The sequence below is a fragment of the Alteromonas sp. 4NS20-0143 genome (assembly GCF_057542855.1).
On record NZ_BAAJLR010000014.1, the window covers coordinates 1 to 12252 of the forward strand.

At 41.0% G+C, this 12252-nt stretch carries 6 protein-coding genes; 2 read left to right on the plus strand and 4 right to left on the minus strand.

The window, feature by feature from the left end:
* Positions 1-283: 283 nt before the first annotated feature.
* A complete protein-coding gene (locus AC27HD_RS18205; RefSeq protein ID WP_487107665.1) occupies positions 284-1822 on the plus strand; it encodes a methyl-accepting chemotaxis protein in 1539 nt (512 codons plus the stop codon).
* 55 nt (positions 1823-1877) lie between these two features.
* Positions 1878-4451: a bifunctional diguanylate cyclase/phosphodiesterase gene (locus tag AC27HD_RS18210; protein ID WP_487107667.1), complete on the plus strand. Its 2574-nt coding sequence runs from the start codon at positions 1878-1880 to the stop codon at positions 4449-4451.
* Between the two features lie 421 nt (positions 4452-4872).
* Here the strand turns inward: AC27HD_RS18210 and AC27HD_RS18215 are convergent, their stop codons facing one another.
* Genes AC27HD_RS18215 through AC27HD_RS18230 form a run of 4 tightly spaced genes read right to left on the minus strand, consistent with a single transcriptional unit; the run spans position 4873 to position 12248 of the window.
* Positions 4873-6027 (minus strand): PIN domain-containing protein, encoded by a 1155-nt coding sequence (locus AC27HD_RS18215; protein WP_487107669.1) that lies wholly within the window; start codon positions 6025-6027, stop codon positions 4873-4875.
* A 24-nt stretch (positions 6028-6051) separates the two neighbouring features.
* A complete protein-coding gene (locus tag AC27HD_RS18220) occupies positions 6052-9078 on the minus strand; it encodes a type I restriction endonuclease subunit R (RefSeq protein ID WP_487107671.1) in 3027 nt (1008 codons plus the stop codon).
* A gap of 9 nt (positions 9079-9087) precedes the next feature.
* Positions 9088-10929 (minus strand): DUF262 domain-containing protein, encoded by a 1842-nt coding sequence (locus AC27HD_RS18225; protein WP_487107673.1) that lies wholly within the window; start codon positions 10927-10929, stop codon positions 9088-9090.
* A 20-nt stretch (positions 10930-10949) separates the two neighbouring features.
* Positions 10950-12248, minus strand: coding sequence for a restriction endonuclease subunit S (locus AC27HD_RS18230; RefSeq protein WP_487107675.1), 1299 nt, complete (start codon positions 12246-12248; stop codon positions 10950-10952).
* Between the last annotated feature and the right edge of the window lie 4 nt (positions 12249-12252).

Here is a 12252-nt window from a genome sequence, read left to right on the forward strand (position 1 = left end):
GCTCATAGCAGATTTGAGTGTACGAATAACGACAATTTGCTACGCGCGATTTCCGGTTTGTGCCATCAGCAGCCGTTGGAATATTTGTAATTAAACGGCAGAAGAGTACGTGAAGCGGATATCAGCTCAAAATATCATCTTGCCTAAATAACTAGTGGTCGGAGGACTTTGGCTATTTAATATCTGTATTATTTTACCTGTATTGAAACCGCAAAGTTGAAGGCTGTTACAAACAGATTCAAATCTGTCACTATGAGATACAAGCCAATACAGGGAATTCTCGATGTCGCGACGCAACCAAACAATAATTAATGAAGAAGTTACTTTTTCGGATGATGAAGAGCTGGTTTCAGTAACGGATACTCGGGGAGTAATACGATATGCTAACAAAGAGTTTTGTCGTGTTGCAGGCTTTTCAAAAGAAGAGCTTGTTGGTAAAAACCATAACATTGTCCGCCACCCTGATATGCCTAAAGCCGCGTTCGCCGATATGTGGTCAAAACTCAATTCTGGTCAAGCATGGCGAGGTGCTGTAAAAAACCGATGTAAAGATGGTAGATACTATTGGGTGGATGCCTTCGTGACTCCTCTCTATGAAGCAGGTAAGCTAACCGGATTTCAGTCTGTAAGAACAACACTTCCGTCAACAGTCAGAAATAGAGCCGAGTCTCTGTATCAACAGCTCAATACAGGAAAAAGCATCTCTGAGCCTTTATGGGAGTCTTTTAGATTCAGATTTGCATGTTTCTTGGCACTTTCAGTGTTAACGATGTTTTTATCTACCTACACAGTATTTTTCGGTGCTCTGTTTCCGGTTATCACATTCATTTGCTTTTATTCTGAATTAATCGCATTCCCAAGTGCGCTTAAAACTATGCAAATTGAGTACGACAGTGTCTCGCGAATAGTATATAGCGGGTCATCACTCATTAATGTAATGCACTTTCGAGATACATTACATCAAGGAAGAGCGCGAACTATACTCGGCAGAGCAACAGACGGCGCAAAAGTTCTACTAGAAAGTGCGTTTGAACTTAAAAGCGCTTCGAGAGAAACACAAGAAGGTGTAGAGCGGCAAACAAAGGAGCTACATCAACTTGCTGCTGCGATGGAGGAAATGTCAGCAACTATCAGAGAGGTTGCGTCTAACACTACCAGCACATCAGAAAGAGTTGATGCAGTGCATGTTGAATGCAGTAGGGCAACAGAATCAATGCAAAAAACGATGCAATCTGTAACTGCCTTGTCTGGTGAGGTTTCAGCTTCAGCAACATCGTCTGAGGAGCTAGCCAGTGAAGCCGAGAAAATTGGGAATGTTACGAAAGAGATTCAGGGTATCGCAGACCAGACCAATTTGCTTGCTTTGAATGCTGCAATTGAGGCTGCTCGTGCGGGAGAGCACGGTAGAGGGTTTTCTGTGGTTGCTGAAGAAGTGCGAGCGCTTTCAACGCGCACTCATAATGCAACCGAGCAAATACAAAGCTCCATGGCGGGGATTAAAGAAACACTTCTGGCATGGGCCAATAAAATGCAGCAAGGTAAACAAACAGCAGAGCAGTGTTTATCTGAAACGCAAGAGACGGTCAGAATTATCAATAAAGTGTATGAAGATGTCGCCACTATCGCAGATTACGCAACGCAAATATCAACCGCCGCAGAGGAACAAAGTGTAGTTGCTGAAGAAATCAGTCGTAACGTAATGAATGTTAATCAGGAGGCTGATAATAACCTTGCGCTTGCAGGTGAGGTATCTAATCAGTCTGATAAAATTACGGAACGTTCCGAAGCGCTTGCATCGTTGCCTCTGAGCTTTCAGCAGTAGCCGTTATTAATTATGCCGTGTCTCTTCAGATTTACACTCAGGCAGGGAGCAACAGTTGTTTAAGTACAAAATAAATTTTGACGGCGATGCGCTTAAAGCAGTGGCCATCGAAAACGCAGATTACCTTCAGAGCAAACTGGACTCGGTAAGGAGCGCTTTACAGTCGCAGATACTGTATTTGGCTGTGAAAGAAGGTGAGAGTATTACGACTCTTGTTATTTCTAGCGAAAAATCGCCTCTGGAAAATATGACTTATGCACTAGAGGGCACGCCGTGCAGTAATATTGAAAATAACAAGGTGTGTGTTTATCCCACTAGTGTAATGCAACGCTTCCCTCAAGATAAGCTATTACAGGATATTGGCTTCGATGGATACATGGGTGCACCAATAATCAATGAAGACAGTACGGTAGTCGGCATTGTTGTTGCTTTGTTTGATTTTATCGATGAGCCAGTCCTATTAAAAACACAATTTTTCGGCAATTTTGCGGAACAACTGAGTCTCTATATTCAGAAATGTCATTTGGACAAGCGAACAGGTTCTCATCTCAGCTTACTTAATGAGGTACAGTCTATTTCAAAAACTGGGGCATGGGAGTTTCACAATAAAGCGAAGCAAGTGTTTTGGTCTGACGAAATCTATGCGATCTACGGTGTATCAAAAGGACGTGAATTATCACCAGAGGAAGCGATCAAATTTTATGCTCCAGCCGCCCAAGATATAATCAAAGACGCATTCACTAATTTATTAAAAGATGCTGAGCCTTATAACTTGGAATTAGAGTTTGTTGATGCGACTGGCAACACTAAATGGGTAAGAACCACAGGAAATGCGGAACTAGATTCCAACGGGAACTTACTGCGAGTATTTGGTGCTTTTGAAGATATTACTGAGCAAAAGTTGCTGTCAATACAGAGTCTAGAGTATGCAGATAAGCTTGAGAATATTCTGAACAATTTGAATGACGCCGTTATCACTATCAACAGTCAGGGCCGTATGTTGCAGTGTAATGATGTGGCGGTCAGAATGTTTGGCTACTCCCGAGAGGATATGCTTGGTTCAAATGTCGCCATGATAATGCCAGAGCCATACGCAACTAAACACGACAGCTATATGCGTCATTATGAATCTACGGGTGAAGCTAAAATAATCGGTGTAGGTAGGCAACTCCCTGCCCGGCGAAAAAATGGCGATATTTTTCAGATGGAGTTATCACTTACGGAGACTTCCCAGAATGGCGAAAAGCAATATATAGGCTTAGTCAGGGACATAAGTGAGCGAATAGAGGCTGAGGATGCTATTTACAACTTGGCTTTCACAGATAACGTAACCAACCTTCGTAACAGCCAATGGTTTGAACGAGAAGCGAAAGAGCATATGTTCAAAGCTATCCGACAAGGACATTACGTTCATGCACTTCTGCTCGATATTGATAAAATGGCATCCTTTAACCATCGTTTTGGTTTTCATAATGGTGATAAAGCGTTAAAGCAGGTAGCCGACAAGTTGAAAGCAATCATTGGCCACGATTATGCTATTTTCAAATATGATGCAGACTCCTTCGTCATACTGTCTTACAAGACTGCGTCAAAAACTGACCTTTATAGTTTCAACTCCAATCTGATTGAAAGCGCTCTACTTCACTCTGATAACTATAGAGTCGATATCGGCGGAACCACTTATTCATTGTCAGGCTCTCTTGGGAGCGCAATATTTAATCCTGCAGAACACTCTTTTGAAGCCATGTTAAGTGTGCTTGAACATGCAGTGATGCGAGCTAAGAATGACGCGCCATTCGGGCTCTGTCATATTGCCAAAGATGGCATTGATGAATATGACAAGTACATTGCGATTCGCGATCGGGTACAAACCGTTGCCAATAGCGGTGAGCTGAGCCTTGCTCTTCAGCCTCAATATAACGCAAATGAAGAAATCATTGCATTTGAGGCTCTTATTCGATGGCACTCAGCTGAGTTTGGGTGGGTGAGCCCGGCTGATTTTATTCCTATTGCCGAAGAAACCGGTGCAATTTTTTCTATTGGAGAATGGGTCATAGAAGCTGCTTGTGATGCGCTTACAGAAATCATGAGTGAAGGAATATGCAGTAAGGTCTCTATCAACATCAGTGCTCGACAAATTGTGGCCCCAGAGTTTGCGCTGTTTCTCACTCGAACCACAAAAGAGAAAGGTATTCCTCCGCAAGTATTAATGCTAGAGCTGACAGAAACAGCACTTGTGTCCGACATGTCTTTGGTCAGAAAAACAATGCTAGAGCTAGCAGAACTAGGGTTTCAGTTCTCAGTAGATGATTTTGGGACGGGCTATTCAAGCCTTGCATACCTTAAAGAGTTGCCCATTTCAGAGTTAAAGATAGATAAATATTTTGTTGATGATATTGTTGACGATGCGTTGGATAAAGAATATGTGATAGTTGACGCGATTATCAATATGGCTAAGGCGCTAGGCGTAAGCTGTATAGCTGAGGGGGTTGAAAACGAAATCCAGCGAAATTACTTAAACAGATCAGGTTGTAATATTTTTCAGGGATACTATTTTTCTAAACCGCTTAATGAAGAAGATTGGAAGCAACTGCTGAAGACAGGTACCTTTAGTTCCTCATTACATTAATTGAAGCTACCTTGGGTTAATGTGAAAAAACCGAGCAGTTGTCTGCGAAAATAATTGACGTAACGGCATCATAAGCTTCATAAAGCAATAACAAAAAAGGAGCTATACAGTGTCAAAGTCAAGCCGGCGCTTTACACTTTAATCGATAAAGTGCTGCGTTCTAGGCGTGACCTGTCCCCTCGTTGTCACTAATTATTTGTGACGGTGCCAAAATTTTACAACCATTTTGCTAGTCGTACCTTGTCTGAAACGAACCAGCGAATTGGATGTGGTCAAGGTCCGCTATACGCTCATAGCTGCCTGTCAGATAAAATATAAACCTATTCATCGAAACTGTCAGATCAGATATGAGCTACTACAGGCACTTGTGATTCATATAAGCTACTACATTTAATAGCTATAATTGCACTGTACTATCTTCTCATTTTTTATGCTTGCCACGCATATCTAGTGAGACAGGTGGCAAATTTTCAATTAACTTTGTTTTCTTACCGTGCTCTATTTCCACTAAGCCCATAGTTTCTAATCTTACAAGATTTTCCCTTACACCAGACCTGTTCCAGTTAATCGCATCCGCTATCACTCTCTCACCCGGAAGTTCATCTCCCTTCTTAAAGTTTGTAGAAATATAATCTGCCAGATCGTAAAAAGAAGAGGAGCGTTGTACAACTTCATAAAAGACCGGTTTGCTCTGTATGAGCTTGATTTCTTCGATTACATCTTCACTGACATTCTCAGATAGATAATTAGTCGCATTATGAAGAAAACTCTCAGTACGATAAATCTGTATTTCTTGCCCCGTTTCATCATGAAACTCTTTGAATAATTCCGGTCTTGCCGATAGTGTTCTTCCACCGCATCTTAACCACCAATCTTCTTTAGTATCTTCGGTTATTAAGAGAACAGGTATTTTATGTTCTCGCGCGTGAGCAATGATCTGTTTCCACATTATTAGGTCACCATACCTACGTTGCTGACCAACCAAATCTTTCTCGTTATCGTTCTTTTGAGCATCTTCATAACCGGGCGGAATTTTACTTTGATACCTATATTTACCTTCTTCAAAGATCTTCTTCAATTTATCGGAAGGAAAGGGGTTACCAACCCTATGTCCAAATATCTCCGTTATTTTATTTTGTATCTCGTCAACATTCAGACGCTTGATATGTGAACTTTTGGTATTTTCTAGATATGTGTTCAGCTTTTTGAACATCTCTTCAACCTCTCCTAGCAAATGTGGAGGCAAAAAAGGATGACGGTTTTTCTGATTGAATGAGTTATATAAGTCATTAATATCACTCAATGTCGCGTCGTAGTTTTTAGATTGTTCGTTGATTACAGAGGGGCGGTTCTTAAAGTATTCTTGCGCAGCTTGATGGGGTAGCCAAACTCGTGAATTATGATTATTTAATAGGTTAAGAAATGTATCACGGGCATCGTCAGAATATCGATAAAGATCAAGCAAAACATTTGCGTCGGGGATAATTAAACCATCTCGCCAAATAGCTTTAACCGCATCATTTTCTACTCTGTAATAGCCTTTGAAAAGAACTTCTAGACCAAGATTATCTTCCATAATAATTCTCCAAAATAAACATGATTACAGACCAATAGTCCTTTGCATACTTTGCATCCAAGAGGCTTTAAATGCTGGGTCGCCAGCAAATAGTTTGTATAGTTCTAATTCATCTTTTCGACGCGCCAACATCACTTCTTTCAGCATTTTCTCAAATGCTAATTCTCTGTTATGCGGGTCTGGGTTATTTTGATACTTAGCCTCAAAATCTGGATGCTGCTTGATACTTTCAGCTATATTGATGAACTTCACCTTTTGCTCTTCGGGAGTGGCACTCCAACCTTGGAACCATCTTTCGTTGAAGTTCTTGATAATATCATCCAGAGGGTCTCGTTCTTCATCACCACCATGCGCACCACGAGGGTTTGGATTTTGTGGGGCTAACTCAGTTTCCTCTGCATCAAGTCCTATACCATAATTCAGCTTTACCCTTTGTAAGCCATAAGAACTCAAGTCCACTGAATCTAAAAGCTCATCCAATGCCTCTGCGTCAGGATCTTTGACTATGAGTTTCGGAATGAGGAATTTTAAGAACCAAAATAGCTTTTCCCATGCCACGACTTCGTAGGGCATGATTGACGCCATCTGGCCGTATATTTTAACGAACTGTTTTGCTTTAATCTTAAAATCGACTTTGTCATCGTCTTCAAGCTCCTGTTCAACGTTGAAGCGATTCGCAGATACATCAATAATCGGGCTGAGTTCTTGTGCATCTGCGTTATCGAAATACCGTTTTATAAACTCTTCAACCTCATGCCAATCGTACACTCCGACGTCGTCCATAGCGTCCTTTAACTCATGCAACACATTTACATCAGTCGCTTCTGAAAGCGTTGTGGAAGTGTAAAACGGATCAAACGCCGCTTTGATGTCATCCACACTGTTGAAGAAATCCAAAACAAACAGGTCTTCGGTTTTCTTGCCAAACTTAGGCGCAGAGCGATTTAAGCGAGACAGAGTCTGAACACATAGTACGCTTGCCAACTTTTTATCTACGTACATCGCTGACAACTTTGGTTGATCGAACCCCGTTAAGTACTTGTTCGCTACTACCAATAAACGGTATTCGTCAGTATCAAATTTGTCTTTTGTTTCCGCCTCTGGGAATCCATTCATATCGGCTTCGGTATACTCGATACCATCAACTTCCTTTGTGCCAGAAAAAGCAATTACAGCTTTAAAAGGATTGCCTTGCTGTTCGAGTTGGCGAGTTATTGCTTTGTAGTAACGAATTGCAGTCTCAATATTTTGCGTGACGACCATTCCCTTGGCTTTGCCCTTCAGCTTTTTACTGTTCACAACATGAGGGATGAAGTGTTCCAGCATTATTTCCGCTTTGGTATCTATGGTTTGCTGGCTGCGCTCCACATAGGCTCTCAAGCGTTTCTGTGCTTTCTTTGTATCAAACTCAGGGTTATCTTGAATAGACTTCTCAATTTCGTAATAGCTTTTGTAAGTCGTGTAATTAGCTATCACATCGAGGATGAACCCTTCTTCAATCGCTTGCTTCATCGAATAGAGGTGGAACGGTTTGAAGCTGCCGTCTTCCTGCTGTTGACCAAACTTTTCAAGCGTACTGTTTTTCGGCGTTGCAGTGAAAGCAAGGTAAGATGCATTGCCTCGCATCTTTCTTGAGCGCATGGCTTGAAGCACTTTGTCTTGCGCATCTTCGACTTCTTCAACTTCAGACTTCCCCATAGCCCTATTCATGTTGTCATGAGCAGAGCCGGACTGAGAGCTGTGAGCCTCATCAATAATTACGGCAAACCGCTTGTCGCTGAGGTCACTGATACCATCGATGATAAACGGGAACTTTTGAATCGTCGTGATAATGATCTTCTTGCCATTCTCTAACGCAGACTTCAGCTCAGAAGACTTAAATGCAGGCGCAACAATATTCTTAACTTCAGAGAATTCCTTAATGTTGTCCCTGAGTTGTTTATCAAGCAAACGTCTGTCAGTAACAACTATTACAGAGTCGAACAACGGCTGCTCCACGCCTTTACTTCCGGGAAGATTTGCATTTATCGGGTAGGTTTCAATAAGCTGATATGCGGCCCATGTTATGGAGTTTGATTTACCTGAACCTGCCGAATGTTGAATAAGATAGGTATGTCCCACACCATGTGTGGCGGCATGCTCAACTAACTTACGAACCACATCCATTTGATGATAACGAGGGAAAAACAATGTGCGCTTTTTAAGATCGTCTTTACTGGTTCCATCTAAACGAACAAAGTGTTGGATAATGTTAGCCAGACTTTGCTTTGTGAACACCTCTTCCCACAAATAAGCCGTTTTATGGCCAAACATGTTCAGTGGGTTACCCTGCCCATGTCCATTCCCCTTATTAAAGGGAAGAAAGAAAGTACTTTTCCCCGCCAATTTAGTAGTCATATAGATTTCGTCGGTATCAACAGCCATATGTACTAGGCATCGGCCAAATTGCAGCAATGGTTGCGTTATATCTCTATCGTTGCGGTACTGCTTCTGGCCGTGATATCGAGCTGTTTGCCCTGTCCACGCGTTTTTGAGTTCCAAGGTAATTAGTGGGATACCATTAACAAACAGCACCATATCTATCTCTTGTAGAGGGTTTGTTTTGGAATATCTCAACTGACGCGTAACACTAAAGATGTTGGCCGCGAAATCTTGATGAACCTTTTCACCACTGCTTGCCAGCGGTGCCGGGTAGAGTAAATTAAGTTGAGCATCATCAACACTGATTCCCTTTTTCAGTAGATGCAGAACGCCATTCTTTTTGATTAAGCGGTCAAACCGTTCCAAAACCTTGCGCTGCCAGTCATTCGGGCTATTACGCTTGAGTTTTTCCAACTCATCTTCCTGAGTATTCTCAAGGAATCGCCAGAAATACTGGGTATCCAGAGCATAATGCATGTCGAAATCTGAAGGTTGCCCGACAACGTACAGTCTATTGTTATTATCAGGCGGTACTTCTCGAACACCCGCTTTGGCTTCTTCTTGGCATGTGCCCGTTAATGCTTTCTCGATAGCAGCTTCAAGTGCCTGTTCGTTTGTTTGACTGACCATAACCCTTCCCTAGTAGTCCCAGATTTGTTCGCAAATACGCTGTACCACTTTATTTCTCTCCGCTATGTCCACTTTGAGAAAATCTTCGTGTGATTTAAATCCAATTGCTTTTACTTGATCTGGCTTCAAGAAATTTGGATTCTTCTCGTAGCACTTTTCATGAAGCGTTTGAGCAAACGTATTTTCTTTTATGTAATGCTCGCGTTTATCTGAGTACTTATCACTGTTAAATGACTGGTTAGTACCTTGTGGTAACAAAATCAATGCACCAATGTTGTTACGCCATGTTTGGAAATCGGTAATTTGTTCAAATTCGTCTTTATGTTCTTCAAACTTGTCTGCCCAAATATGCTCTATTTCAAACGGCTTTCCTTTCGGAGAAAAGTACTGTGTGTAACTGATGTCTTTACCCACTAAACCATCAACATAACTACTGATACGGCAAAGCAGATGTTTTACAAACTTTCTATTCATGCCGTGCAATCTGAATTGCTCAACCGCCGCCCATTTTTGAGGAATGTCAGCAGCAAAGAACTGATAGTTTTCGATAAGCTCATCTAATTCATTGCTACGCACAGCCTTGATAATATTGAACATTGTGTACTTGATAGCAGTTTGGCCGAATTTCTTATAGTTCACGCTTCTGCGTACCGTAAAGGTTTCTATGTATTTAGCTGTAGCATTCAACTTGGCCTTGATAGTGACCTCATCATCACCCACACAAATTGGAGCCAAGATCATTGGCTCTTGCAGTGAGTCAGCTATTCCCCAATTTTTAACGTAGTGGATATGAGCAAGCTCAGGTGTATATTGCTTACTGGCTTCTTTGTAGGCCAAGTACCATTTCACATAGAATGGAAACTGTACTTTGAAAAACTGATAAAAGTCATTTGAGCTTTCTAACTTGAATAGTTCTAGATGATTGTCTTTAAACCAATTGTGGAAACGAGAACCGATTAATTCAAAATCTTGGTTTTCAGATCCAGCCTTACCGGGGCGAATACTGTTAGCATAATGACCACGAAACCATGCATGGAAAAAGCTTTGATCGGCATTCTTGTCGATTTGATGAAGCGACTGAATGGCAGTCTTCCAAACATCATTTATTTCGTTACGCTGTTTTCTATCAGTGATCTTTGATAATACATATCCCTTGAGCATCTCTGTTGATGTAAGGTTCAAACCACGATCATTCATGGTCTCAAAGATGGTGTAAGCATTCTCATCTGAATAGGCTTTAATTTCGATAACAACAACGTTCTCAATGAACCAGTCGATGAAAAATGGCAATGCTTTTTCGTCAATTTCTTCAGGAAAACAATTATCAATATCAAGATAACGATTCAGCATATTTTCTACGGTTTCATCGTCATCGTCTTGCAGGGTGTAATCACCTGTTTCGAACAGTGACTTCAAGCAAGATTCACGGTTTTCATCGGTCATGTTAAAAGATTTAACTCGATGCTTTACTGAGAAGATTAGATCAGCAATTTGAACCTTGTCGTCATCGTCGAAGTCTTTTTGCCTGTTGTTTAGATAAATCAACAATAGTGTGATTGAAGTAATGCGTTGCTGTCCGTCAATAATCGACTTTTTAGCCGTTTCTGGGTTAATACTAAATACAACAGGTCCTAGGTAATAACTTTGGTAACTGCCAACCGCTTCAGGGGCATCACCATCTTTATACGACTTCAAAAAGGTATTAGTTAAGTCTTCTACTAAGGTTTTTATGTGTGACTCCCCCCAACGGTATTCCCGTTGAAAGTAGTCTATATAGAACTTTTGCCCTTTGAGTAAACTGTTAATGCTAATGTCATTCGCTTCAATACGATTTTCAATTTGTTGATTCACGGTAACAATCCTTTTTATCCTTACGCGACACTCGGCACTTTTATTTTTCCTGTAACAGCGCTGTTTATGAGCGTGGTTTTGTATTCTTTGAGCTTTTCAATTTGCTGGGATTGAATCTGAATTGCCCTATCAAATTTCTGACTTTCAATATCAATGAACTTCAATATTTCATGCTGCTCACTCTCTGGGGCCACAGGAACTGAAATATCAAAAAGGTCATCGGTATAAAGACGTATTAGACCTTCAACAATACCAGTGGCGCGAATGATAAATTGCTCTATATATTTTGGGTTCCTGAATAGTATTTCCAGAAGTTTTAAATCACTAATGAAAGCTTTTGGTTTATAAACCGCGTAATCAGGACTAACTAAACCTTCCATATCGATATTTGATTTGAAGAAAACCCCAAGATGCGCCTTAAGCTTATTGAACACCAAATCATTTTTATAGACGATTTTGTTATCTACATTTGAAGCCGCCACTTCAGCTTTATCATGAAAATCAGCCCTTACTACAAGACCGTGAACTTGGCTCATCATAAATAATGGCTCTTCTCCAGTTTTTGATCTCTCGTTCCGTTCATCCAGAACATATTTGAGACGTTTAATCTCCCAATGTTCTGGAATATCACCAATCCAATCTACACCAGAATCTTTCATTGGTGCATTTGAATTCAAGCCTTGCGTAACGGCTTGTTGGATTATGATTTGCTTGCGCTCTCTTAGCAGTTCGATTTGCTTTTCTTTGATGCTAATCGCTTCGTCTAGTTTGTCTGTTTTTCTATCTAGGAATCTTGATATTTGTAACTGCACCATTAGAGGAGGAAAAGGAAGCTTAAACTTTCTGATTTGTTGAATTCCGAGAGCTGGGCGAGTAGCACCAGTAATAACGCTATATATTTGTGAGTTAAGATAATCCGAATCTAGTACATGCTTTAAATACCGCTCACAGCAGTTTTCCTTAGCTTTTATGAGAACAAGCGTTGCAGAAAGAGCCACTCTCTTCTTTTCTATATTCAAATGCCGAGGTTGACCTAATGTTCCCACTTTGCAGAAAACAATATCTTTATCACTTATGGTGAAAGCTTTCTCTTGCTTGAGTACCGCTTTCTCTGAAACCATCCTAGCCGTACTTTCATTAACAGTTCCATCATAATTCACATCTCTAATACCAATGTAAGGGAGGCCATCTGGGTCCAACGCTGGTGCTCTATGGTCAGGCTGAGGGTCTATGACACTGCAATAAGCACCAACAGGTGCAAGAACCCATCCACTGGGAAGAGATGAAGCGCATATAGTGTGAAAATTACTTGCAGTCATTTTT

What these genes read in the sequence shown, in the direction of transcription:
- AC27HD_RS18205 (WP_487107665.1), top strand. Translation starts at nt 284, where the DNA reads ATGTCGCGACGCAACCAAACAATAATTAATGAAGAAGTTACTTTTTCG.
- AC27HD_RS18215 (WP_487107669.1), bottom strand. Translation starts at nt 6,027, where the DNA reads ATGGAAGATAATCTTGGTCTAGAAGTTCTTTTCAAAGGCTATTACAGA.
- AC27HD_RS18220 (WP_487107671.1), bottom strand. Translation starts at nt 9,078, where the DNA reads ATGGTCAGTCAAACAAACGAACAGGCACTTGAAGCTGCTATCGAGAAA.
- AC27HD_RS18230 (WP_487107675.1), bottom strand. Translation starts at nt 12,248, where the DNA reads ATGACTGCAAGTAATTTTCACACTATATGCGCTTCATCTCTTCCCAGT.